The 24412-nt window shown below is 71.9% G+C and carries 20 protein-coding genes and 1 tRNA gene; 9 read left to right on the forward strand and 12 right to left on the reverse strand.

Annotated elements, in window-relative coordinates; translation table 11 throughout:
- The 5 genes from G6R24_RS06550 to G6R24_RS06570 form a co-directional block, all read right to left on the reverse strand.
- The coding region (locus G6R24_RS06550; protein WP_225438191.1) for a helix-turn-helix domain-containing protein at positions 1-360 on the reverse strand (360 nt) is incomplete at its 3' end.
- A gap of 447 nt (positions 361-807) precedes the next feature.
- A tRNA-Glu gene (locus G6R24_RS06555) sits at positions 808-880 on the reverse strand.
- 134 nt (positions 881-1014) lie between these two features.
- Positions 1015-1857 (reverse strand): hypothetical protein, encoded by an 843-nt coding sequence (locus G6R24_RS06560; RefSeq protein ID WP_225438192.1) that lies wholly within the window; start codon positions 1855-1857, stop codon positions 1015-1017.
- A 373-nt stretch (positions 1858-2230) separates the two neighbouring features.
- Complete coding sequence (gene bldC, locus G6R24_RS06565; RefSeq protein ID WP_163548267.1) at positions 2231-2437, reverse strand: developmental transcriptional regulator BldC; 207 nt, start codon at positions 2435-2437, stop codon at positions 2231-2233.
- Positions 2438-2589: 152 nt separating this feature from the next.
- Positions 2590-3420 carry a DUF8083 family protein gene (locus tag G6R24_RS06570; RefSeq protein ID WP_163548268.1) on the reverse strand — a complete coding sequence of 277 codons (831 nt, stop codon included), beginning with the start codon at positions 3418-3420 and terminating at the stop codon, positions 2590-2592.
- A gap of 217 nt (positions 3421-3637) precedes the next feature.
- On the opposite strand from G6R24_RS06570, the gene G6R24_RS06575 reads away from it, so the two are divergent.
- Both G6R24_RS06575 and G6R24_RS06580 read left to right on the forward strand, forming a co-directional pair.
- A complete protein-coding gene (locus tag G6R24_RS06575) occupies positions 3638-4708 on the forward strand; it encodes a Glu/Leu/Phe/Val family dehydrogenase (protein ID WP_163548269.1) in 1071 nt (356 codons plus the stop codon).
- Positions 4709-5063: 355 nt separating this feature from the next.
- On the forward strand, positions 5064-5270 hold the full coding sequence (locus tag G6R24_RS06580) for a DUF3073 domain-containing protein (protein ID WP_163548270.1): 207 nt from the start codon (positions 5064-5066) through the stop codon (positions 5268-5270).
- A 471-nt stretch (positions 5271-5741) separates the two neighbouring features.
- Here the strand turns inward: G6R24_RS06580 and purM are convergent, their stop codons facing one another.
- From purM to G6R24_RS06595, 3 genes are all read right to left on the reverse strand, one after another.
- Positions 5742-6899 carry a phosphoribosylformylglycinamidine cyclo-ligase gene (purM, locus tag G6R24_RS06585; protein ID WP_163548271.1) on the reverse strand — a complete coding sequence of 386 codons (1158 nt, stop codon included), beginning with the start codon at positions 6897-6899 and terminating at the stop codon, positions 5742-5744.
- On the reverse strand, positions 6896-8497 hold the full coding sequence (gene purF, locus G6R24_RS06590) for an amidophosphoribosyltransferase (protein ID WP_163548272.1): 1602 nt from the start codon (positions 8495-8497) through the stop codon (positions 6896-6898). The genes purM and purF overlap by 4 nt, the downstream gene beginning before the upstream one ends.
- Positions 8498-8695: 198 nt before the next feature.
- Complete coding sequence (locus tag G6R24_RS06595) at positions 8696-9541, reverse strand: sterol carrier family protein (RefSeq protein ID WP_225438193.1); 846 nt, start codon at positions 9539-9541, stop codon at positions 8696-8698.
- A 244-nt stretch (positions 9542-9785) separates the two neighbouring features.
- On the opposite strand from G6R24_RS06595, the gene G6R24_RS06600 reads away from it, so the two are divergent.
- Positions 9786-13331: a sacsin N-terminal ATP-binding-like domain-containing protein gene (locus tag G6R24_RS06600; protein ID WP_163548274.1), complete on the forward strand. Its 3546-nt coding sequence runs from the start codon at positions 9786-9788 to the stop codon at positions 13329-13331.
- Here the strand turns inward: G6R24_RS06600 and G6R24_RS06605 are convergent.
- Positions 13295-13684, reverse strand: a complete 390-nt coding sequence (locus G6R24_RS06605) for a DUF2530 domain-containing protein (RefSeq protein WP_225438194.1) — start codon at positions 13682-13684, stop codon at positions 13295-13297. The two genes, G6R24_RS06600 and G6R24_RS06605, sit on opposite strands and share 37 nt — an antisense overlap.
- 658 nt (positions 13685-14342) lie before the next feature.
- Between G6R24_RS06605 and G6R24_RS06610 the strand changes: the two genes are divergently transcribed.
- Together G6R24_RS06610 and G6R24_RS06615 are read left to right on the forward strand one after the other, a co-directional pair.
- Complete coding sequence (locus G6R24_RS06610) at positions 14343-14927, forward strand: winged helix-turn-helix domain-containing protein (protein WP_163548275.1); 585 nt, start codon at positions 14343-14345, stop codon at positions 14925-14927.
- Positions 14928-14967: 40 nt separating this feature from the next.
- Positions 14968-15981 (forward strand): Gfo/Idh/MocA family oxidoreductase, encoded by a 1014-nt coding sequence (locus G6R24_RS06615; protein WP_163548276.1) that lies wholly within the window; start codon positions 14968-14970, stop codon positions 15979-15981.
- A 106-nt stretch (positions 15982-16087) separates the two neighbouring features.
- Here G6R24_RS06615 and G6R24_RS06620 read toward each other — a convergent pair whose 3' ends face one another.
- Positions 16088-16519 (reverse strand): MarR family winged helix-turn-helix transcriptional regulator, encoded by a 432-nt coding sequence (locus G6R24_RS06620; RefSeq protein ID WP_163548277.1) that lies wholly within the window; start codon positions 16517-16519, stop codon positions 16088-16090.
- Positions 16520-16858: 339 nt separating this feature from the next.
- Here G6R24_RS06620 and G6R24_RS06625 point away from each other — a divergent pair, with 339 nt between their 5' ends.
- The 3 genes from G6R24_RS06625 (at position 16859) to G6R24_RS06635 (ending at position 21213) form a co-directional block, all read left to right on the forward strand.
- Positions 16859-18640, forward strand: coding sequence for a sensor histidine kinase (locus G6R24_RS06625; RefSeq protein WP_163548278.1), 1782 nt, complete (start codon positions 16859-16861; stop codon positions 18638-18640).
- Between the two features lie 73 nt (positions 18641-18713).
- A complete protein-coding gene (locus tag G6R24_RS06630) occupies positions 18714-19577 on the forward strand; it encodes a response regulator transcription factor (protein WP_391530322.1) in 864 nt (287 codons plus the stop codon).
- A 268-nt stretch (positions 19578-19845) separates the two neighbouring features.
- A complete protein-coding gene (locus G6R24_RS06635) occupies positions 19846-21213 on the forward strand; it encodes a citrate synthase (RefSeq protein ID WP_163548279.1) in 1368 nt (455 codons plus the stop codon).
- 118 nt (positions 21214-21331) lie between these two features.
- On the opposite strand, the gene serC is transcribed toward G6R24_RS06635, so the two are convergent.
- Both serC and G6R24_RS06645 read right to left on the reverse strand, forming a co-directional pair.
- Positions 21332-22501: a phosphoserine transaminase gene (serC, locus tag G6R24_RS06640; RefSeq protein WP_476695798.1), complete on the reverse strand. Its 1170-nt coding sequence runs from the start codon at positions 22499-22501 to the stop codon at positions 21332-21334.
- A gap of 1 nt (position 22502) precedes the next feature.
- The gene (locus G6R24_RS06645) at positions 22503-23612 is read right to left on the reverse strand and encodes a citrate synthase 2 (protein ID WP_163548280.1); all 1110 of its coding nucleotides are present in this window, start codon (positions 23610-23612) and stop codon (positions 22503-22505) included.
- A 617-nt stretch (positions 23613-24229) separates the two neighbouring features.
- On the opposite strand from G6R24_RS06645, the gene G6R24_RS06650 reads away from it, so the two are divergent.
- Positions 24230-24412, forward strand: a 183-nt coding sequence (locus G6R24_RS06650) for a toll/interleukin-1 receptor domain-containing protein (protein ID WP_163548281.1), incomplete at its 3' end; no start/stop codon positions are given.

Here is a 24412-nt window from a genome sequence, read left to right on the forward strand (position 1 = left end):
CGTGGACAGGGCCATGGCGTCGGCTGGTGTAAGTGGGTCACCGGTGAACGACTTGTTGAACAGCCTCACCAGGTCGACCGTTTGTCGGTCAACGACGACAGGCCGTTCGCCCTCGCCTACCTCCGACTCGTCCCCGGGTTCGGCGCCGGCCAGTCGACGTAGCGCCGCGAGGCTGAGCTTCAGTGCGCGTGCGAACCCTTGCAGGTTGTCCGTCCGGAACCCGTCCAGCGCGCCGATATCGGCTGCCGTGTTCTCGAAACGTCGCCAGGTCGCGAGGGACACGTCAGCACGCCGCGCAGCCTCCTGCTGGGTGAGGTTCAGCTCCGCGCGCCGCTGCTTGATCGCGTTGTCCGCCGCCACATCCACCACTCTCCTCGACGAGTGCTTGTTGAGTGCTCTCGATGCTAGCGCTCATTGAGCGCTAGCGGGTGGCGCACCGGTCGTGCCGGCATAGGTGCCGGCCGATGCCGGTCGGTGGGGTGAGCTGGGGCCGTGAAACGCCGCCCGACGGATCGCCCGGGTTCGGGTCGCGACGTCTCGAGTACGGGTGCAAGTGCGCAATGACGCGCGGCCGGGCTCTCTGCTGGACGTGGCATGCGACGTTCCGAAGTCGATCAGATTCGGCTGGTGGGCTGCCCGTCCAGGAAGGGGCGAACCCGTGCAGCCCGCGGGATCGGGTTCGTAGCGCGCAAAGACCGTCGGCACCTGAAGTGGAAGCGCGATGCGACTATAGGGACTCTTTGGGTGAGAAAGTGCCGACCCAACTAGCCCATTAAGTTCATTGGGTAGTCGATCGAATACTCTGGGTGCCCCCAACGGGATTCGAACCCGTGCTACCGCCTTGAAAGGGCGACGTCCTAGGCCACTAGACGATGGGGGCGGGCAGTGATCGACGCTTGGGCGGTTCTGAACCCACCTGATGGCCCGGGCCCACCCGACGATCGATCCTGTAAAGCACTACCAGCATAGGGGACGGCCTGGCCAGCAGACAAACCCACGTACGGATTCGTCGTGCTACCCGCCGCCCAGGGCCGGATGTGGGTCCATCCAGCGGTAGCGGCTGTGGAACAGCGCGCGGATCGGCCGGCCACCGATGGCGACCGTGTGACTGATGACGGGAACAGCCGGAGCAACGGATCGGGCCGGACCGGCGGGGTCGGCGCCGATGGCGACAGCCGCGAGGTCGAAGGACATCGTGACGTCGTCCGCCCGGTCCAGGGGAGTGTTCGGGTCGTAGAGGCGCAGGGTCACGATGGTGCCGGTCTGCTCGTAGGCGTAGGCGAGCACCTGGTGGTTCAGGCCGAGTTGGAGCGGGTCGGCGGAGTGGACGGTGATGATGCCGAGGGGGGCGAGCCGGCCGGTGTCGAGATCAAGGCGGATGCGCGGCCACTCCCGCGGCAGGCTGCGCGCGGCCCCACCGGGGCGACCCGGCACACCCGGCTGACCCGGCAGCGGCCACCGGCGGCTGGCCGGACGTTCGTCGGGGGCCCGCATCAGCCCGTAGTAGCGCAGGACGCCACGGGGCAGGTCGAAGCTCGCGAACAGGCGGCGGACCAGGTAGGCGTACAGGGGTGAGCCACGACGCGGCGGTTCCACGTCCGGTGGCGGCGCCAGGCCGGCCTCGAACAGATCCCGGACGGCGAAGATCATGCCACCGCAGAGCCCGCGGCTGGCATCGCCGACACCGAGGGCGGGCCGCCCGGCCGGCGGACCGGGCAGGACGAAACCGACCTGCCGGGGCAGCGCAAGGGTGAGCAGCGGTTCGGGGGCGAAGCTGTTGGTGAACCGGAACGCCCGGGTGCTCGGCAGGAAGCCGGGCACCGCGGAACGCACCGTAGACCGAGCGGCATCACTCACGACGCCCACCGTTCGAGCACGGCTCCGCCCATCCCTGGAGCACCGTGTCTCCCGGTGTCATCGCAGCGCGATGCCTTCCCGGCGATATCGCGCACCTAGCCAGGCCTGGACGCTGCCGGGCGTACGCGGGATGAGACCGGCGGACGGTCCTCGAACCGTCCGCCGGTTCCCCAAAAGGTCCACCCTGTGCCCTCCCGGTGCTCAGGTGGTCCTCACACGTGTGACGTCGGCGCGCGGAGAAACGCGTCTCGACCTCGGGCGTCCCATCACGCCCAGCCGATCGTCCGCACTCCGACGCACGGCGCTCAGGCCGCTCGTGGGTGGCGCGGACGGCGTCTCCAGCCGTGCCGTCACACGTCAACGCATGCGTGCTCTAGATATCGCCTCCCAGGCTTGGGACCCCCTTCAGAAGGGCGCGCACCTCGGCCTCCCGGTACCGGCGGTGCCCGCCCAGGGTCCGAATCGACGTGAGCTTGCCTGCCTTCGCCCACCGGGTAACGGTCTTCGGGTCAACCCGAAACATGGTCGCTACCTCGGCCGGAGTCAGCAACGGCTCGGCGTCCGGCGTACGTGTCGTCATTGTGTTGGCCTCCCGTCACAGAGCGTCGCTCCGTCCCATACAGATCGTGCATCCTTCGGGGGCATTTCGGACATGGCACGTCAGGACCATCTGCTGACTAGTCACAGCTCGTCCGAAGCCGACGGCGACTCTGTGTTAACCGAATGCGTCGTTCAGCTTGCAGATTCCCGTGCTTGCAGGGGTCTCCAGCGAACCAGGACGCGCTCGTAGGCCTCCGCCGCAAGATCTGTTCGCCCACGGCGTAACGCACCGACTGCCTCCACGATGTCCTCTACGGAGCTGTCGCGCCTAAGCATGTCGTCGTCGAGCAGGTCAACTAGCCCGTCGTAGTCCAGTTCGACCCTGCTCTGCGGATGGAAGGACCCCAGCCAACGGGCCAGATCGCCGACCCCTTCCACGGTGGGCCCCTCGGAGGAGGCCGCGCGCAGGGTCTCCACCGACTCGACGGCCCGGGCCGCCCGCCGCCGGGCGAGGCTCATCGTGGTCCGGTAGATCATCGACCGTTCGGCGGTGTCCCCGGTGACCAGGGACCGCTCGGCCGGGTCGAACAGCAGGAACCAGGGCGGCGGCACCATCCAGGTACACGACTGGACGTGGACCTTCAGCGTCGGGCGCCGGGACTTCCAGCGATCGAGCTCCACCTCGGCCGGGTCGGTGATCCGCCGCGGCAGGAACGCCTCCGCGACCCGGTCGGGCAGGACGGACCGGAACTCCAGCGCCGACTGCCACACCCGCAGCTGCGTCGACCAGGGGCAGACGAACATCAGCCCGTCGATCCACTGCACGAACGCCGACTCGTCCGCGACATCCAGGGTCGGCCGGACGGCGGCCAGCAGCGAGACGACGCGCTCGCTGCGGGAACCGGCCCGACGCGAGGGCGGCCCCGCGGCCGCGTAACGCTGCCAGCGACTGCGCTCGGCTGCCGAGAAGGCGGCGAGCGGCTCATACACGCGCAGATACGACGCGGGTGACACGATGGGCACGTCAGCTCCTCGCAACCGAACGCGGCCAACACCACGCATGCCGCCGACCCGCCGGATGCTGCCGGCACCGGGGCGCCGCGGACGACACCCACCCGGATGCCCTGGAACCTGGCATGGCTCGATCCTGGCACGTCAACGGGCAGCCCGTCCGGCCTACCGGAGCCGTAGGGTGCCCGATGGGCCGACCTGCCTGGCCGACCCCGCCAGGAGGTGCACCATGCCGTCGTTGTTCGACGCCGTCTCCGAGCACGAACAGGTGCTGTTGTGCTCGGATCCGACCAGCGGACTACGCGCGATCATCGCCGTCTACTCGACCGCCCTCGGGCCGGCTCTGGGCGGCACCCGGTTCCATCCCTACGTCGACGACGAACACGCGCTCGCCGACGCGCTCGCTCTGTCCCGCGCGATGGCCTACAAGGCCGCGTGCGCGGGCCTGGACCTCGGCGGCGGCAAGGCCGTCATCATCGGCGACCCGCACCGGGACAAGTCCGAACCGCTGCTGCGGGCCTACGGTCGCCACATCGCCTCACTGGGCGGACGGTACGTCACCGCCTGCGATGTCGGCACCTACGTCAACGATATGGACGTCATCGCCCGGGAGACCCGCTGGGTGGCCGGACGTTCCCCCGAGCACGGCGGCTCCGGCGACTCGGGTGTCCTGACCGCCTTCGGCGTGTTCGAGGGGATGCGCGCCGCCGCCCGCCACCGGTGGGGGACGCCGAGCCTGTCCGGACGGCTGGTCGGCGTCAGCGGAGTGGGCAAGGTCGGTCGGCGTCTGGTGGGGCATCTGCTGGCCGACGGCGCCGCCGTGGTCGCGGCCGACGTCGATCCGGCGGCGCTCGCCCGGCTCACCACCGAGTTCCCCGCGGCCCGCACCGTCGGGCATCCGGACGCCCTGTTCGACCAGGACCTGGACGTCTACGCTCCGTGCGCCCTCGGGGGGGCGCTGAACGCGACGACCGTCGCCCGGCTGCGCGCGGCGATCGTCTGCGGCGGCGCGAACAACCAGCTCGCCACGCCCGACATCGGTACCGAACTCACGAAGGCCGGCGTGCTCTACGCGCCCGACTTCGTCGTCAACGCCGGCGGGCTGATCCAGGTCGCGGACGAGATCGAGGGGTACTCCCCCGATCGGGCCCGCGCCCGCGCCGCCCACATCTTCGACACGACCGCCGAGGTGCTGCGGCTCGCGGCGGAGGAGGGGCTCACCACGGTCGAGGCGGCCGAACAGATCGCCGAGCACCGGATGACCCACGTCGGCCGACTTCGTCGCTTCCTGCTGCCCTGAGCGGCCACCGACCGGCCATCGGCGCGCGGCCCCGCACCTTCCCCGTCGGGCGGTGGGGGCCGCCCCGCCCCGAACTCCACGGGGCCGCCTCTCGGCATCACCGGAACGTGACTGTGATCACATCCTGGCCGACCGTGACGCACGTCGGCGGCGCCCGCGAGCGGCGGCGATCCCGCACACAGGCCGCAGGACAGGCAGCTTCACGAAGCGCTTCCGATCGTGGACATCTTGTCCGAGGGAAGGCAAGTGTCGGGTTGGCGTGCCGCGAAGCCTCCGATCCCTGTAGTCTCGGGAAGCACGAGACAGTGAGAGCACCGGGGCGGGTCCCCGTCGTCATGTTCGAGGGGGTCGAGCCATGGGGCGCGGCCGAGCTAAGGCCAAGCAGACGAAAGTCGCCCGCGAGCTCAAGTACAACTCGCCCAATATGGATCTCGACCGATTGAAGGCGGATCTGGGCGCGGGCTCGACGCGCGAGAACAACAGCGACGAGACGTACGTCGACGACGATTACGGCTATGACGCCTATGCAGACGACGAGGACGATCGTCACTCGTCGCGCTGACAGCGTCACGCTGGCAACCGTCCCACCACGGTTGGCTCACCATGGTGCGGTCGCTGATGATGGTGGTCGTCCAGGCTCCGGCCCGGACGACCACTTTCGTGCGGTGCTGTCCTGACCTGACCCAGGTCACGGCGCGGCCCCCGGTCGGTGCTTTGCGCGGGCGCTTTCAGGCTCGCGACTAGCGCCCTGCCCGGCTGCCAGATGGCGCGCCCACATGATGATGCCGCACGCCTGCCTCACGACGAAAGTCCAGCGTGCGGCGGCCCTGCGCGGACTGGCGTCGGCGTCCTGTAGTCGACGATCTCCCGTGGCCGACGACCTCTTGGGGCGGCCGGGTTCCGTGTGCCTGGCTGGTGCCTCAGGTTCGATCGGTGCGCAGCCGGTTCCCGGGATCACTGGATCAAGGTGGCGCCGGGGCCGGGAGAGCGCGGCGAAGCGTGGCCGCCAGACGCGGCCCGCATCGCTGAATCGTCAGGTGGTGACGGGGTGTACGCCGGCCAGGCGGGCGCCGATCATGGGTTCGGATTTGGTCACCGAAGCCGAATCCGAAGCCAGGGCTGTCCCGTCGGGCTCGTGGGGGGCTTCGGTGATGCTGCCGAGGACCCAGGCGGGGACGTCGCGTTCGGCGAGCAGGGCGAGGGCGTCCTCGACAACCGCGGGGGGAAGCACGGCGATCATGCCGACGCCCTGGTTGAAGGTCTGCTCCAAGTCGGCCTGGGCGACGTCGCCGCGCTCGGCGAGCAGGTCGAAGATCGGCGGCACCGACCAGCTCGCGCGGTCGAGGGTGGCGAGCAGGCCGGCGGGGATGACCCGGGCGGTGTTCGCGGCGAGGCCGCCGCCGGTGATGTGGGCGAAGGCGTGCACATCGACAGCGGCGGCGAGGGCGAGGCAGTCCCGGGCGTAGATGCGCGTCGGGATCAGCAAGGCTTCGCCCAGCGTGGCGCCCAGAGACGGGACGTAGGACCTCAGACCGGCGAGTGCGGCAGCGCTGACCCCGCCGGGGTGGTCAGAATCGACGGGACCGCACAGGATGTGTCGCACGAGCGAGAAGCCGTTGGAGTGGATGCCGGATGAGGCCATCGCGACGACCACGTCCCCGGGCCGGACTCGCTCCTGCCCCAGCACTGCGTCGGCCTCGACGACCCCGACCCCCGTCGCGGCCAGATCGTAGTCGTCGTCACCCATGAGGCCGGGGTGCTCAGCGGTCTCCCCGCCGACCAGCGCCGCCCCGGCCTGCTCGCAGCCGGCGGCGATACCGGCGACGATCTTGGCGATCCGCTCGGGTACCAGGCGGCCACAGGCGATGTAGTCGAGCAGGAACAGCGGCTCGGCGCCGCAGACCACGAGGTCGTCGACGACCATGGCGACCAGGTCGATGCCGACGGTGTCGTGCACGTCCAGGGCCCGGGCGATAGCGATCTTGGTGCCGACGCCGTCGGTGGACGAGGCGAGCAGCGGCTTGCGGTAGCGGCTGGTGTCCAGGGCGAACAGGCCGGCGAAACCGCCGAGCCCGCCGACCACCTCGGGTCGGCTCGCCCGCGCGACCGAGCCGCGCATCAGCTCGACCGCCCGGTCACCGGCGGCGACGTCCACGCCGGCCGTCCGGTAGGAGGTGCGTGTCGGGTTCATACCGGCCTCGCTTCGGCAAGATCCGCGTCGTGACCGTCGGGGGACGGGTCGGCACCGTTCATGCCGAGGGTCACCTCCCGGCGCATCGCCTCGGCGATCAGGTCCGCGGTGGTCTGCGCGGCGCCGCCCGGCTCCAGCCGGTGCTTGCCGAGCTTGTCGGATTCGGCCAGCGGCACCGGGTAGATGCCGTCGAAGCAGGCCCGGCACAGCGTCCGCGCCGGCTGATGGGACGCGGCGACCAGGCCGTCCAGGGAGACGTAGGCGAGCGAGTCGGCGCCGAGCGAGGCGCGGATCTCCTCCACCCCGGCATCGCTGGCGATCAGTTCGGCGCGGGTGGCGAAGTCGATGCCGTAGAAGCAGGGCCAGCGCACCGGCGGCGAGGAGATGCGGATGTGCACCTCGGCCGCACCGGCCTCCTGCAACATCCGGACCAGGGCCCGCTGGGTGTTGCCGCGCACGATCGAGTCGTCGACGACGACGAGCCGGCGGCCCTCGATCACCTCGCGCAGCGGGTTGAGCTTCAGCCGGATGCCACGCTGGCGGATCGTCTGGGACGGCTGGATGAACGTCCGTCCCACATAGGAGTTCTTCACCAGGCCCTCGCCGAACGGGATGCCGGACTGCTCGGCGTAGCCGACGGCGGCGGGCACCCCGGACTGCGGCACCGGGATGACCAGGTCCGCGTCGACCGGTGCCTCCCGGGCCAGCTGACGGCCCACGTCGACCCGGACTGCGTGCACCGAGCGGCCGGAGATGGCGGTGTCGGGACGGGCGAGGTAGACGTACTCGAACAGGCACAGGTGCGGGTCCGCCTCGGCGAACCGGCGCGAACGCACCCCCGTACCGTCAATGATGATCATCTCGCCGGGGTCGACCTCGCGCACGAACGACGCGCCGACGATGTCGAGCGCGGCCGTCTCGCTGGCGACGACCCACGCCCCCTCCGGATGGTCGGCGAGCCGACCCAGCACGAGGGGATGGATGCCGTGCGCGTCGCGGGCGGCGTACAGGGTCGAGGCGTCGGCGAAGACCAGGGAGAAGGCGCCGGCCAGCCGCGGCAGCACGGCCATCGCCGCGTCCGTCAGGGTCGGCCCGGGATGATCGGCGAGCATCGCGGTGATCAGGTCGGAGTCGGTGGTGGCACGCAGCCGGTCCCGCCCGGCGCCGAGCTCGCTGGCGAGCTGGACGATGTTGGTCAGGTTGCCGTTGTGACCGAGCGCGACCGGGCCGCCGAAGCGAGCCGTGCGGTAGGAGGGCTGCGCGTTCTCCCAGGTGGACGAGCCGGTCGTCGAGTAGCGGGTGTGCCCGACGGCGAGATGGCCACCGGAGAGACTCGCCAGCGACCGCTCGTTGAAGACCTGCGCGACCAGCCCGAGCTCCTTGAACACCACCACGGTGCGACCGTCGCCGACAGCGATGCCGGCCGCCTCCTGACCACGGTGCTGAAGCGCGTACAATCCGTAATATGTGAGGTTCGCTACGTCCTCACCGGGGGCCCAGACGCCGAAGACGCCACAGGCATCCTGGGGGCCGGGGTCATCGGACGGGTCGGGCCACGCCTCATCCTCGAGGTTGGAGCGGGCGGCGACGTCTGACACCAGGACTCCTCGGCTGCTCAGTGACACCGGAGCTGCACCGGAGCTGCTCAGTGACACCGGAGAAAAACGTCCCGGCCACCTCGTCCGGCGGCATGCTCCATCCACGCTAGCAGCGACCACCCACATCGGCCCTAGCTACGCGTTTGTCGACCGACAGCCGTCAGTTACCCCTGTCACATATCGCCGTCCATGTCGCCCTCACAGCAGGGGCAGGTGCGGGGTCAGGTCGGAGCGTTCCCCGCTGGCGGTGATCCGGCCGTCGGCGACCGCCGCCGCGAAGCGCAGCCGTCCGGTGCAGACCAGCAGGAACGGCACCGGGCCGGCCTCGACCACGTTCGGCGGCGTCCCGCGGGTATGCCGCGGTCCCGCCACGATCTGGACGGCGGCGAACGGCGGAACCCGCAGCTCCACCGCGTGCCCCGGCACCCGCGCCGCGAACAGCCGCGCCACCAGCCTCGTCGCCAGCCGCAACGCCGGGCGCTCGGGCTCCATCCCCAGGTCCAGCCCGTGCCCGACCGCCACGACCGCCGCGGCCCGCAGCGACTCGTCCGGTCGGGCCAGGCCGGCGAGCGCCGCTCTGGCCGCCGACACCGCGGTCGTGAACCGCTCGCGAACCACCCGTGGATCCTCGACCCCGGCCATCGACTCCCCCACACCACCAGCACCACCCGCACCACCCGGGGCGCCCGCACCACCCGGGGCGCCGGTGCCCGCTGTACTTCCCGAGCTGGCCGGGCCGGGCTCGGTGGCCCATGTCCCCGCCTGGCTCAGGGCGACCAGCCACTCGATCGCGGATGTCGGCCGTCCAGCGGGCTCGGTCGATGGGGAGGCGCTCGTCGCGGAGGCGTCCGTCGCGGAGGCATCCGTGCGCAGGCTCTCCGTCAGGGCGTGGACCGAGCTGGTCGCCCGCGCCACCAGGTCACCGACCGTCCAGCCGGGTAGCGCGCCCGCCGCGCCGAACGCGTCGTCGGGCAGCCCGTCGACGGCCGCCGCGAGCGCCGACCACTGGGCCGCCACCGCGTCGACGAGTTCGGCGGTGGGCACGAACTCACCTCGGCGGCCCCCACGCGCACTGGTTCCTGTCGCCATCGCCGTTCCACCCCACTGATCACCAGACGCGTCTGATCACCAGGCGCGTCGAGCACCGGCCCGATCCGTCGTCGACCCGGCCCAACACGGCGACGCCGGACGTCCATGGCGGGCCGCGAACCACCCGTGGGTCGCGCACCACAGTCTGCCCGCCGGCCCGGCGGCGCGGCCCGGGGGCGACAGAGACGAGGATGGGGACGTGTCACCGACCGCCACAGGCGCCACCACCGACAGGTACGACACCGATGCGATCCGACGCCGGGTGCTGGACGCCTGGGCGGCCTCGCCAGCCCGGTTCCGCGAGGACGCCAACGCCGAGGAGGACGCCGCCCTCGGCGCCTACCGCGACCGGCTCGTCGTCGAGCTCCTCCAGAACGCCCTGGACGCGGCCACCGAGGCCGGCGTGCCGGCACGGGTCCACCTGCGGCTGACGACCGCCCGGGCCGGGTCGGGTCCGAGCGCCGTCCCCGGGGCTGGGCCAGGCGGGTTGCTGGAGGTCGCCAACACCGGGATCGCGTTGTCCGCGGCTGGCGTCGAGGCGCTGTCCACATTGCGCGCCTCCACCAAGCGGGACGCGCCGTCCGCGGCGATCGGACGGTTCGGGGCGGGGTTCGCGGCCGTCCTCGCCGTCACGGACGAGCCGTCGATCGTCTCCCGTGGCGACGCCGGGCCGGACCCGACCGGGGCTGCTCCGTGGCCGACCGCGGCCGGGGTCGCCTGGTCGAAGGCGCGCGTGATCGAGGAAGTGGCGACGCGCGGCAACGTATCGTCCGGCGACAAAACAAATGGCGACGCTACGAATAGCGGAGCCGGATTGGGCGGCGCCGGAGCGGGCGGTGTCGGTGCCGGGCTCGCGGCGGAGTTGGCGCGCCGTGAGGGCGCCGTGCCGATCCTGCGGCTCCCCTTCGCGATCACCGCCGCACCGCCGGCGGACGGTTACGACACCGTCGTGCGCCTGCCGTTGCGTGATGACGCGGCCGCCGCCCTCGCGCGTGACCTGCTGCTCGGACTCGACCCGACGCTGCCTCTGGTGCTCGGCGGTCCCAGCGAGATCATTATCGACATCGACGGTGACTTGCGGACACTCGGCTGTCGCTGGCTGCGCGGCGGTCCCACCGCCCGGCGCGGCCAGGACGCCGAGGCAGCCCCCGAGCTGGGAACCGAGCAGGTCGAGATCGCCGATCTCAACGGTGAACGCTGGCGAGGGGTGGTGCGGCGGGGAACCATACCGGCGCGTCTGCTCGCCGATCGGCCGATCGAGGAGCGTGGCCGGACCGGGTTCACCGCCCGGGTCATGGTGCCTGATCACGGCTGGCCGACCGGGGTGCCGCGGGTGCTGCGCGCGCCGCAGCCCACCGACGAGGCGCTGTCCCTGCCGGTGCTGGCCAGCGTCGAACTGCCACTCGACCCGTCCCGCCGGCACACGATCGCCGGGCCGCTGCGCGACCGTCTGACCGACGAACTCGCCGCCGCCACGGTCGCGCTGGCCATCCACCTCGGCACCGCAGACCCCACCGGCAGCGCGGGCACGGCCGTGACCGAGGACGCCTTCCCCGCACCTGATCCGCTGGCCGCGCTGGCCCTCGTCCCCACCGGTCTGCCGCAGGGCGAGGTGGACGGCCGGCTGCGGGAGGCCCTGCTGCGGCTGCTGCCGGACGCGGCCCTGTTCCCCGGCGCCCGGCTCGGCCGGGACTGCCAGGTGGGCGACCTGGGCCCCGCCACCGAGGCGGTCACCGCCCTGCTCACCGAACCCGCCGATGGCCCGGACACGGATGGCCCGGACACGGACGGTTCGGGCCTCGCGGTACCTGGGCTGTTGCCGGCGGTCTACGCGTCCCGGCAGTGGCGGACGGCGCTGGACCTGCTGGGCGTGCGCCGGGTCACCAGTGCCGCCCTCGTCGAGCTGCTCACCGGTCTGTCGCGGCCGGCGCGGTGGTGGGGACGGCTGTATCCGCTGCTGGTCGTCGCGCCCGACCGGGACGCGCTGGGAGCCCTGCCGGTCCCGCTGGCGGAGCTTCCCACCGACGATCAGGGCGACGGTGGGCGCTCGAAGCGGACGTCCCCGTTCGGCGAGGAGCTCGCCGCGGCCACCGAACTGGGTACGCGGATGGTCACCGGGCCCCGGGGGACGCTGCTGCCCACCGCGGATCTTGACGTCGTCGCACTCATCCGGTCCGGTCTGCCGCTGCGGGTGGTCCATCCGGACGCCTGCGCCGCGGCGGCCCGTGACGCGCTGCGCACGCTGGGGGCCGTCGAGGGAACACCGACCGGGGTGCTGCGGGACCCGGCGGTGCGGGAGGCCGTCCTCGACGCCGAGCCAGACGATCATCCTGACGATCTGCTGGCGCTGGCCGTGGCGGTGCTCGCCCTGGTCCGTGACGCCGGTGTGGAGGGGTCGGCCGGGCTCGGCTGGCTCGCCGACCTGCTGCTGCCCACCGTGGACGACGGCGAGTTCGCACCGGCCGGCGAGCTGCTGGTCGGTGACGGGCCGTTGGACCAGGTGCTGGCGCAGGACGCGCCGTTCTCCACCCTCGCACCGAGCGTCGGCGCGGCCTGGTCGACGGACGTGCTGGAACGGGTCGGGGTGCTTCACTCGTTCGGTGTCCTACGCGCCTACGACCTGCCGCTCGACGCCGACGAGCAGATCCTGCTCGACCTCGACGACAGCGACACCTGGGTCGACGACGTCGCGGACGGTGACCATGGTGTGGCCAGTGTGGCCCTGGCCGCGTCCGGCAACCTGCGTCGCGCACCGGCCGGTGGGCCGCCCGCGCCGGCGATGATCGGTGTCTTCGCGGCCGTGCGGGACCTCGAGCTCGTCGACGACGCGGCCTGGCCCGAGGCGCTCGCCCAGCTCGCCCAGCCGCCGCTGCGTGAGGTCGTGTTCGCCCCGGAGCCGTCGTACACCCGCTGGTGGCTGGCCCGTCATGCGGTCCTGCCGGTGCTCGGTGGCGCCGCGCTGCCACCCCGTGAGCTGCTGCTGCCCAGCGTCGACCCGCTGCTCGGCGGGCTGTTCGCGCCGGCGGGGCCGATGCCGGGCGTCGATGACGAGTTCCTGTGTCATCTCGGTGCCCGTCAGACCCTCGAGGACGTCCTCGGTGATCTGGGCGCGGTGATGGATCTGCTCGACCGGCTCGGCGACGTCGACCGGGACGTGCCCTGGCCGGCGGCCCGCCTGCTGTACATGGCCGCGGTCGACGCCGTCGCACGGATGCTGGCCGCCCCCGAACGCACCGCCGGTCCGGAGCGGTTCGACCCTCCGCTGACGGTGCGCACCCCGCGGGGTGTGCTGCCCGGTGACCAGGCCGTCGTCGTGGACGCGCCGGACCTGCTGGGTCTGCTCGCCGGCCAGGGCGCGCTGCGTCTCCCGCTGGACCGGGCGGCCGAGGCCGCGCATGTGCTCGGGGTGCCGCTGGCCTCCCAGGTCATCGCCGAGCAGGCCGACGGCCCTCTCGTCGAGGGTGACGGTGAGCCGGCCTGGACGCCGGACGCGACCCCCTACCGGGTGCACCGTCCGCTGCTCGTCACGGACCTGTCCGGCCATCTGGTCGAGGCACCGTGGCGGGTACTCGGGGGGATCGGCGGCGAGATCCACGTGGACGAGCAGGCCGGCCCGGACGCCCTGGCCCGGGCGCTGGCCTGGCGCGGCGGCCAGTGGGACCGGCGCCACGCCCTCGCCGCGCAGCTGCGTGATCCGGCCGGCGCGGACTACCGGGCGGCGGAGGACGACCTCGACGAGGCCTGACCCGACGCCACCGCACGCAGCCGGTTACGACGCCGGATGACGACCCACAGCCCCAGCAGGCCCAGGCCGCAGCCGCACAGCGCCGTCGCCAGCCACCACAGGTGACCGTCGGCACGCAGATCATCGAGAAGGACCAGTCCGACGACGGAGGCGATCGCCCACAACACGGTGCCGACGGCCACCGAGGCGACGCCGTCGTAGGGCAGCGGTTCAAGTGGAATCTCGCCGGCCGGCGGGCCGGCGCTGGCCTCCTCGCCGGGCACACCGGTGTGCGGCGAGGAGGCATCGTCCGAGGTCAGGATGGGTGCGGACGAGTTACTGGCGGCCGGATCGCTGCCGTCGGACAGGCTCACGTGGGCGACGCTACCCGACCGTTTTGCGGCGCTCACAACCCACCAGCGAACACCATGTGAATTACGCCACATCGATTCTCCCTGGTGCCGATCGACAAGGTGTGTTTCCGTTGCTCTTGTGTTGAAGCGGCTGATGCTGGTCACCCGGAGCTATATCGATCTGCTCCGTGTCGCCTCGGCCGCCTGTCCGGCTGGCTGATTCGCCGCCGGCCTTCGCATCCCGGCTCCGTCGCGATCGCGACCCGGAGCCGTCCGTCGACCGCCGACGTGCATTCCGGCCGACGCCCGCACGCGCCCGGCCGCCACTCCCGACCGTGCTGGTCCGTCCCACCCGCCGAGCACATCCCGCCGACACACGCCCGTCCGATCACGTCCTGACGTGCCGGTCGTCCCGCCCCGCAGCGCTCTGAACCGTCGGCCTCGTCGCACCGGTCCCATCCCGACGTTCCAGATCGCTCCCGCGGCCGCGGGCGGACGATCCCAGGCCCTGTCACCCGGAGAGTCGCGGCATCCGAGGTGACACGGCCGGCCAGGACGCGGACGGGGGTGACGAGGGCCAGGGGGTGAACGGGGTCAGCCCGGCCCGGCCCAACGACCGCCCGGCCCGTGATCGTCCGACTTCGGTGACCGGAACCTGCCACTGACCGAAAGGCCAGCGATGCCTGCGCAGAGCACCACGTTGCCCTACCGCGCCCCCCGTCTCACGACGGCCGTCCCGCCCCGGCCGGCCGACACCACGACGACAGTGCACCGCCAGCCGGTGTCCCGCATGCCGGTCCAGTCCCGCACCGCCGGCGGTGTCGGCACTGGCGCTGGCGTCGGCGTCGGCGCTGGTGTCGCCCCCGCCCGGGCTCCGCAGGCGCTGCGTCCGACGCAGGCGCTGCGCTCGGTGCCGCCGATCCGGCCGGTGCCGCAGCTGCCGGCGCCGCCTCGCCAGGGCGTGTGGACCGACCGCGGCGCGTGGCTGGCGACCGTGGACGGTCGGGTCCTGTCCCTGACCTACCTGGAGTTCGAGGTCCTGGACTTCTTCCTGCGCCACCCCGGGACGGCGCACAGCCGTCAGGCGCTGCTGGCCTCCGTCTGGGGACACCGGCCGGACGACCAGTCGGCGCCGGACGCGCGCACCGTCGACGTCCTGGTGACGCGGCTGCGGCGCAAGCTGGGCCCGGAGCACCGCTACCGCATCGAGACGGTGCGCCGGGTGGGCTACCGGTACCGCCCGATCGACCCGGTCATCGGGTAGTGGGTGGTCCCGTAGGCGGTTCGGCGGGCAGTATCGGAGCGTGACCACGCTGCCGGAGCTGATATCACCGCGCGACCCGGCCCTCGCCGTGGGCTGGCGGGAGTTGCGGCGCACGGCCCGCCGCGGCCAGCCGGACCTCCCGCTGGCCATGGCGCTGGTCACCGACGGATCGCAGAGCACCACCACGGGTGTGCTGCGGGACGCGGGTGTCGACGTGGTCGGGCTGCTCGCGCCGGAGCCGCTGGAGTCCCTGGCCTGGGCGGCCGAGGTCGGCGTGCCCCGGGCCTACCCCGACCTGTTCACCCTGCTCTCCGATGACATCGAGGCGGTCTGCGTCGAGACCCAGCCGCCCGGCGCCGACCTGGTCGCGCGCCGGGCGGCCGAGGCCGGCCTGCACGTGCTGCTCGCCGGGCCGGCCAGCCCCGCGGACGAGGTGCTGCGGGCCGTCGCCGACCTCGCCGAGGAGGCCGACCTCGCCCATGTCGTCGCCCTGGACGGACGGGCCTGGCCGACCGCGACGCACGTCGCCGCCACGGTGGCCTCGCTCGGACGGTTGACCCAGGTGACCGTCGTCGGCGCGCCGACCGGGCCGGGCGGGCGGGTCGAGATGGTGGACCTCGCGGCCCGGTGGTGCGGCGAGATCCTCGCGGTCTGTGCCGACCGCACGGCGATGCCGGCCAGCGCGTTGGCTCCCGACGCGCCGGTGACCCTGGCCCTGCTCACCGCCAGCGGCGCCACCGTCCTGGTCAACGAGCGGATGAACGGAGCTCTCGACACCGCCACCATCACGGTGTGCGGGCAGCGGGGCCGGCTGGTCGTGCAGGGCCGTCAGGTGCGCCATCAGGACGAGCGCGGTGTCCAGGAGCTGGTCCTGCCGGCGGCGACCACGCACCGGCCCGGTCTGCGGGAGGCGACCTGCGATGTCGTGCGGGCCACCGAGCTCGAGGACCCACGGCTCGTGCGCGGGGCCACCTTCCACGATCTGCTGGCCGCGAACCGACTGCTCGCCGCGGCCGGCACCTCACATCAGCGCGGCGGCTGGGTCGAGCTGTGAGCCCAGCCCGCCCACCCGGCCGGTAGCGCCGATAGTGGGCGGACGGCGGGTCCGTGCCGGCCGGTGCGGTGGGCCGCCGGACGTGGCGGCGCGGTGCGCCTGGGACTCAGGTGCTGGCGATGGCGTCGAGGATGGACGCGGCCTGGTTCAGCGCGGCCAGATCCTCGCTGGAGAGCTGGCCCAGCCGGGCCGTGAGCCACTCGTCCCGGCGGCGCCGGTCGTCGGCGAGCAGATCCCGGCCGCGTTCGGTGACCTCGACGATCACCTGCCGGCCGTCGGTGGGATGTGGACGGCGTTCGACGAAGCCCTCGATGGCCAGATGCGCGATCACCCGGGTCATCGACGGCGGCTGCACTCGCTCGTGCGCCGCGATCTCCCCCAGCGTCATCGGCCCGTGCCGTTCCAGCGACGCGAGAGCGGACGTCTGGGTGGGGGTGAGCCGACTGGACCGCTCCTGGCGCATCCGTCGGGACAGCCTCATCACCGACAGCCGCAGCGCCGACGCGAGTTCGGCGTCACGCGCCGTCCCGGTCTCCATTGTCCGACGGTACTCGGCCTTGGATGTTCACCGGCGGCCACCCCCGAAGATGGAGCGCGATCGGTGCGGGCCCATCCGGAGCGGAGTCTCCGGGCCGGGGCCGGCCGCCCCCCGGCGGCGGCCGACCCCGAGGGGCCGGCACGCGCCGAACGAGTGCGATCACCGTCGGTGCCGATCCCCTGCCAAGGTTCCACCCGGGTGGCGGCCAGCCGCTTCGGGGCAGCCACTCTTGTTCATTGGGGGTTATCCCGCCAAGGGGGACAGGGGTATCCGCCTGTCCGCGGCGATCGGTGTGCGACCCTTGCCCAGTGATATCCCGGCTACATAACGTTGGTTGACGTGCCCCATCCCCGCCTGCCCAACCGCCTGGCCGCCTGTGCCGCCAAACACCGGCCATGGTGCCTGGCCTTCGGCGGATCCGGCACAACGGCGTTCGCCATCGCCTGCGAATGGCCGGCCTTCCAGAGCAGCCCACTCGCCGCCACCGCCAACGTCGCCGTCACCCTCGCCTTCATCCTCACCGCCATCATCCTCACCGCCATCATGCTCAACGGCGAGGAGTCACTGGGCAGCGTGACCGGTGCGCTCGCGCTCGGCGGTGCGCTGTGGGCACTGTCCTGGACGGCGGCCTGGGTGGACGGGCCCTCGGCGTTGGTGTCGTCGTTCGCCTACTCCCATTTCTGGATCTGCGTCGGCTGGGGTGTGCTGCGCTATCCGACCGGACGGCTGCGCGACAACCGCGAACGCGCGCTGCTGGCCGCCGCCGTGCTGGTCGTGCCGGTGGCGAACCTCGCGCTCATCGGCATCTCCCGACCGCAGTGGTTCGGCTACCCACCCGGCGCGGATCTGTGGTGGTACGGATCGCCGATCGACCACGGCACCTACAACCTCATCGTCGGGGTTCTGGACGGGCTGACACTGCTGCTCGCGGGCCTGTTCCTGCTGGTCGTCTGGGATCGGCTGCGCCAGTACTCGGAGCTCGACCGGCGGATCTTCCAACCGGTGGCGCTCGCGGTCCTGGTCGCCTTCCTGCTGGCGGCCGCCGTCAACATCGTCGCGAACAGCCCGAACAGCGCGACCATCGGACCCGAGTTCACCGCCGTGTCACTCCTCCTGCTGACGATCCCGGTGGCGTTCGCGACCGCGGTGCTGCGCCGGGTGTTCGTCCGTGCCCGGATCGCCCAACTGCTCGCGACGCTGCCCAGCCCACCGACCGTCCGGGCGGTCCGCATGGCACTGCGCACCGCCCTGCACGACGACTCGGCCGACATCCTGGTCTGGATGCCCGAGCAGGAACGGCATTCCGACGCGGACGGCCTGACCCGCACGCCGCCCCCCGCCGACGCCGCCGATCTGATCATGAAGGTCTGGACGTCGACGGGCGCGCCACTCGCGGTGATCACGGCCGCGCCCGCCATGCGCCGCAACAGTGACCTGGTCACCGCGGCCGTGCAGGCCAGCGCGCTGGCACTGGAGAACGCCCGACTGCACACGATCGTCGCCGCCCAGCTCAAGGCCGTCCATGCCTCCCGGGCCCGGCTGGTGGAGGCCAGCCTGCACGAGCGCAAACGGCTGGAGCGGGACCTGCATGACGGTGCCCAGCAACGCCTGCTGGCCCTGGCCACCCGGCTCGGACTTGCCCGGACGAAGGCGACCGATCCCGATACGATCTCTGCTATCGAAGCCGCCCGCGAGGACCTGCGATACGCCCTGGCCGATCTGCGCAGCCTGGCCCGGGGCATCCATCCCGCCGTGCTCAGCCAGGGTGGGCTGCGACCGGCCCTGGAGGTCGTCACGGCCGCCCTGCCCGTGCGGGTCGAACTGGACGTCACCGCGGACCGCTTCGACGCCGTCCTGGAGACGGGCGCCTACTACACGATCTGTGAGGCGCTCACGAACACCGTCAAGCACGCGGGGGCGACCCGGGCGATGGTGACGGTACGTAACCTCGGCGCGGAGGTGCAGATCGACGTCGCCGACGACGGCAAGGGTGGCGCGGTCGAGGTGGACAACGGCGGTCTGGCCGGCCTCGCGGACCGGGTCCGGGCCCTCGGTGGTGCGCTGGTGATCGCCAGCCCGTCCGGTGGTGGCACCCGGCTGACGGCGAACATCCCATGCTGAACGTCTCACGGGTGCCCGGAGGCGCCCGGTCCGGAAACCACAGTTCGTCCGGCACCAACAGGGGGAGAAAAGCGTGCGGGTAGCGATCGCGGACGACTCGACACTGTTCCGGGAGGGTCTGGCGATCCTGCTGACCACCTCGGGGGTCGAAGTGGCCGCTCAGGCGGCCACCGCGGACGAGCTGATCGACGGGCTTGCCCGCAGCCAGCCCGACGTGGTCATCGTGGACATCCGGATGCCGCCGACCTACACCGACGAGGGCCTGGTCGCCGCGGAACGCATCCGGGCCCGCCACCGTGGCATCGCCGTGCTGGTGTTGTCCACCTACGCCGAGGTTCCGTACGCGTTGCGGCTGCTCGGTGACTCCTCCGGCGGCCTGGGCTACCTCCTCAAGGACCGGGTGGACGACGTCGGCGCCCTGCTGGACGCGCTGCGCCGGGTCGCCGAGGGGCGTCTCGTCCTCGACGAGGAGATCGTCGCCGGCCTGCTCGCGCACCGCCGGCATGCCGACGAACTCGCCCGTCTCACCCCCCGGGAGCGCACGGTCCTCGCCCATATGGCCGAGGGACGGTCCAACCAGGGCATCGGCGCCCGGCTGCACCTGGCCCCCAAGACCGTCGAGAACCACATCGCCGGCGTCTTCACGAAACTCGGCATGCCCGCCTCCTCCGACGACAACCGCCGGGTACTGGCCGTCCTGGCCTGGCTACGCGCCGCCGGAGCAAGCGGCTCCGGCCAGAGCGGCCCCGGGCCCGGCGGCTCGGGGCCCGGCGGCTTCGGTGGCCCTGGCGGCTCGGGCCCCGGCTCCGGTGGATTCGGCGGTCCGGGCGGTTCGGGCGGGCAGGGCGGCGCCGGATCCGGTGGTTTCGGCTCCGGCGGTCGGGATGGAGCGCATCTGGCCGCCGAAAGGACGGATGCCGCCTCCCCCATCGGGTAGGTAACGGACGGCGTCCGAACGTCGTCGATCTGTCACACTTCGTGTCCCGCCGCATCGCAGACGGCGTGACACGTGCCGCCGCGACCGAGGTGGTGCAGCACACGTGGGATGAGGCTCACCGATCTCGCGCATGTGCCGGCGTCAGCGGCCAGACTTGGAACAACCATGTGAGCCAGCGAACCGGCGTGAGCGCTCCGTACCCGGATGCGCGCCCCGGCTGGGGCCAGGGCCGTACAACACGGCATCGCCACCGCGAGAGGAGCCCGGCGTGTCCGAGCAGGTCAGCACCCTGACCGTCACCGACAACCGCACCGGTAAGATCTACGAGATTCCGGTCACGGACGGTACGGTACGCGCGAGTGCGTTCCGCTCGATCAAGACGAGCGACGACGACTTCGGGTTGATGGCATACGACCCGGCGTTCACCAACACGGCGAGCTGCCGTAGTGCCATCACCTTCATCGACGGCGACGCCGGCATTCTGCGGTACCGCGGCTACCCGATCCAGGAGCTTGCTGAGAAGAGCAGCTTCCTCGAGGTCGCGTACCTGCTGTTGGCCGGCGAGCTGCCCTCGGCCGACGAGCTGTCGACCTGGGAAGACGAGATCACGCACCACACCCTGGTGCATGAGTCGATCAAGAAGTTCACCGACGGCTTCCACCACGACGCCCACCCCATGGGCATGCTCGTCTCCACGGTCGGGGCGCTGTCGACCTTCTACCCGGACGCCAAGCGGATTGACGACCCGGGCCTGCGTCGGCTGCAGATCGTCCGCCTGATCGCCAAGATCACGACGCTGGCGGCGTACTCCTACCGGCACTCGGTCGGTTTCCCGTACGCCTACCCGGACAACGACCTGTCCTACGCCGGCAACTTCCTCAACATGATGTGGAAGGCCACCGAGCCCCGCTACGAGCCGGACCCGAACCTCGAGCACGCCCTCGACGTGCTGTTCATCCTGCACGCCGACCACGAGCAGAACTGTTCGGCGAACGCGATGCGCGCCGTCGGCAGCTCCCAGGCCGACCCGTTCTCCGCGGCGGCGGCCGCCATCTCGGCGCTCTACGGCCCGCTGCACGGCGGGGCGAACGAGCAGGTCCTGCGGATGCTCGCCGAGATCGGCTCGGTGGAGAACATCCCCGCCTTCATCGCCCAGGTGAAGGACGGCAAGAAGAAGCTCATGGGCTTCGGTCACCGGGTCTACAAGAACTACGACCCGCGTGCCCGGGTGATCCGCCAGGTCGCCGACGAGGTCTTCAAGGTCACCGGCACGAACCCGCTGCTGGACCTCGCCATGGAGCTCGAGCGGATCGCGCTGTCGGACGAGTACTTCGTCTCCCGCAAGCTCTACCCGAACGTCGACTTCTACACCGGCATCATCTACCAGGCCATGGGCTTCCCCGTGGAGATGTTCCCGGTGCTGTTCGCCATCGGACGGATGCCCGGCTGGCTCGCCCAGTGGGAGGAGGGCCTGCTCGACCCCGAGCAGAAGATCGCCCGCCCGCGCCAGCTCTACGTCGGCTACGACCAGCGTCCCTACACCCCGATGGACGAGCGCAAGTCGGTCGAGGACTCCAACATCGACCCCATCGCGGCCCAGGCCGCCCAGGCAGCCCCGGAGCGCCCCCTGCGCTAGTTTTCCCCATCCGCCCTGTCGCCTTCCGAGGCAACCCTCGAAGCGTGGTCGCTCAGCCCGGCTGTCCACCGTGCCCAGCGACCACGCTTCGCCGTCTCTCCAGCAGAGGTGACCTGACCTACAGGCGTTCGACGATGTGGTCGATGGCGGCGGTGAGCAGTTCGATGTCGGCGGGGTCGACGGCGGGGAAGCAGGCGACGCGCAGCTGGTTGCGGCCCAGTTTGCGATAGGGCTCGACGTCCACGATGCCGTTGGCGCGCAGCACCGCGGCGACGGCGGCGGCGTCCACCCCGTCGAAGTCGACGGTGACCACGACCTGGGAGCGGTGCGCGGGGTCGGCGACGAACGGCGCAGTGTAAGGGGTCCGGTCGGCCCAGGTGTAGAGAATCGACGAGGACTCGGCGGTGCGCCGCACGCACCAGTCGAGGCCGCCCTGGGCGAGCATCCACTCGATCTGGTCGGCGAACAGGAACAGCGTGGCCACCGCGGGGGTGTTGTAGGTCTGGTCCTTGGCGCTGTTGTCGCGGGCCGTGCTCAGGTCGAGAAACGGCGGGATCCAGCGGTCGGTCGCGGCGATCTCGGCGAGGCGCTCGAGCGCGGCCGGGGAGAACAGGGCCGTCCACAGGCCGCCGTCGGAGGCGAAGGACTTCTGCGGGGCGAAGTAGTAGACGTCGGCCTCGCTGGCGTCGACCGGCAGACCGCCGGCCCCGGAGGTCGCGTCGACCAGATGCAGCGCACCCGCGTCGGTTCCGCTCGGGCGACGCACCGGGCGGGCGACCCCGGTGGAGGTCTCGTTGTGCGGGGTGGCGTAGACGTCGATGCCGGCCGCGGGTGCCCAGTCGCAGAAGGTGCCGGGCGCCGAGGACACGACGGACGGGTCGGCCAGGAACGGCGCGCCCTCGGTCGTCTCCGCGAACTTGCTGCCGAACTCACCGAACACCAGATGCTGCGAGCGGGTGCGGACCAGGTTGAAGGCGGCCGCGTCCCAGAAGGCGGTGGCGCCGCCCACGCCGAGGACGACCTCGTAGCCCTCCGGCAGCGTGAACAGGTCGGCGAGGCCGGCCCGTACCCGGGCGACCAGGCCGCGCACCGGCCGCTGGCGGTGCGAGGTGCCCAGGTAGGTCGAGCCGCTGGCCGCCAGCGCCGCCACCGCCTCCGGGCGGATCTTCGACGGCCCGCACCCGAACCGTCCGTCCGCCGGCAGCAACCGCGCCGGCAGCGTGATGCTGGTGGCGGCGGCCGGGGCGGTGCTGGCGGCCGGGGCAGGGGCGGACGCCGGGGGTAGCAGGTCAGCCACGGTTGGCGGCCGGGTGGACGTCACCGAGCGGGCGCGGCGCCGGGCCGACGTAGCGCGCCGACGGGCGGATGAGGCGGCCGGTGCGCTGCTGCTCGAGGATGTGCGCGCTCCAGCCGGCGGTGCGGGCGCAGGTGAACATGGAGGTGAACATGTGCGCGGGGACCTCGGCGAAGTCGAGCACGACAGCCGACCAGAACTCCACGTTCGTGCGCAGCGGACGGTCGGGGAAGCGGTTGGTCAGCTCCTCGATCGCGGCGGCCTCCAGCGCCTCGGCCACCTCGTAACGGGTGGAGCCGAGGTCACGGGCGGTGCGGCGCAGCACGCGGGCACGCGGGTCCTCCGCGCGGTAGACCCGGTGACCGAAGCCCATCAGCCGCTCCTTGCGGTCCAGGGCGCGGCGGACGTAGCCCAGCGGGTCGCCGGTGCGCTCGACCTCGTCCAGCATCGCGAGCACCCGGGACGGCGCACCGCCGTGCAGCGGACCGGACAGCGCGCCGACGGCGGCCGACAGCGCGGCGGAGGCGTCCGCCCCGGTGGAGGCGACGACGCGGGCGGTGAAGGTGGACGCGTTCATGCCGTGCTCCGCGGCGGACACCCAGTAGGCGTCGATCGCCTGGACGTGCTTCGGGTCCGGCTCGCCCCGCCAGCGGATCATGAACCGTTCCGTTATGGTCCGCGCGCGGTCGACCTCCCGCTGCGGCACGGCCGGCTGCCCGAGCCCGCGGGCGGACTGCGCGACGAACGACAGCGCCACGACCGATGACCGGGCCAGGTCCTCACGGGCCTGCGCCGCGGAGATGTCGATCAGCGGCCCGAAGCCCCAGTACGGTGCGAGCATCGCCAGTGCGCTCTGGACGTCCACCCGTATGTCACCCGAGTGCACCGGCACTGGGAACGGCTCGGCCGGCGGGAGGCCGGGCTCGAAGGAACCGTCCACCAGCAGGCCCCACACGTGGCCGTAGTCCACCTTGCCGACAAGATCCTCGATGTCGACACCGCGGTAGCGCAGTGCGCTGCCTTCCTTGTCGGGCTCGGCGATCTCCGTCTCGAAGGCGATGACGCCTTCCAGACCCGGCTTGAAATCGCTCGTCTTCTCGGCCATCGAGTCCGGATCTCCGCTTCTGTCTCGAATGTGTGTCCCGTCGGTCCCGCTCCATCCGATCCTGCCCGGCGCCACCCGGACGCGCCAGAGCGCGGCCACCACCCGGTCACCACGGCCAGCGACCGCACGGCCGGCGGCACCGTTGCCGAGCCGCCCCGGACCTCCACTTTCCCCTCGCACCACGAGATCTTGATCTTACTTTGCGTGATTTCCATTGCGCCCATTTATACTATTTCGCTACTTCTTTGCATCAACCTGCCGCGCGAAGCCGAGGATGGGTCGTCAGGCTGGATCAGCACACGCTACGGTCGAACCCAGCATCTTCACCCATCCGACATATCCGCAGTTCATGGGCATGATGGGCGGACGAATGTCCCACCAGAGCGGACATTCGTGATGCCCGGCCGAACGGGTCACGCCACCGGACGAACCCGAGCCGCGGGTGTCCGGTGGCACCACGGGCCGCGGGCCGTGGGCGCCGACTCCCCTGCGGGCGGCGCGCTCCCGGCGGCGGCCGTCCGCACCCATGGTCGGCAGCACGGCCGGCGGGTGGGGCACCACGAGCGGATGCCGGGTGGTCATATCGACACCGCGGGCACAGGAGTCACGGGGAGATCATGGCGGTCGTGTTCATCAGTCATCGGGCGGCGGACGTCGCCAGCGCCACCCGGCTGGGTCGCGCGGTCAACGCCGTGGGCCACGCGGTGCACCTCGACCGCTGGGAGGTGCGCATCGGCGACACCGTGCCCATGTTCCTCAACGATGCCGCGGCCACCGCGGACTTCTTCGTACTCGGCCAT

The sequence above is a fragment of the Candidatus Frankia nodulisporulans genome (genome assembly GCF_902806475.1).
Classification (GTDB): domain Bacteria; phylum Actinomycetota; class Actinomycetes; order Frankiales; family Frankiaceae; genus Frankia; species Frankia umida.

Coding starts and splice junctions, on each gene's coding strand:
- G6R24_RS06620 (WP_163548277.1), bottom strand. CDS start 16,519: ATGGAGACCGGGACGGCGCGTGACGCCGAACTCGCGTCGGCGCTGCGG.
- purM (WP_163548271.1), bottom strand. CDS start 6,899: ATGAACCCGACACGCACCTCCTACCGGACGGCCGGCGTGGACGTCGCC.
- G6R24_RS06580 (WP_163548270.1), top strand. CDS start 5,064: ATGGGGCGCGGCCGAGCTAAGGCCAAGCAGACGAAAGTCGCCCGCGAG.
- bldC (WP_163548267.1), bottom strand. CDS start 2,437: ATGACGACACGTACGCCGGACGCCGAGCCGTTGCTGACTCCGGCCGAG.
- G6R24_RS06645 (WP_163548280.1), bottom strand. CDS start 23,612: ATGGCCGAGAAGACGAGCGATTTCAAGCCGGGTCTGGAAGGCGTCATC.
- G6R24_RS06610 (WP_163548275.1), top strand. CDS start 14,343: ATGCCTGCGCAGAGCACCACGTTGCCCTACCGCGCCCCCCGTCTCACG.
- G6R24_RS06575 (WP_163548269.1), top strand. CDS start 3,638: ATGCCGTCGTTGTTCGACGCCGTCTCCGAGCACGAACAGGTGCTGTTG.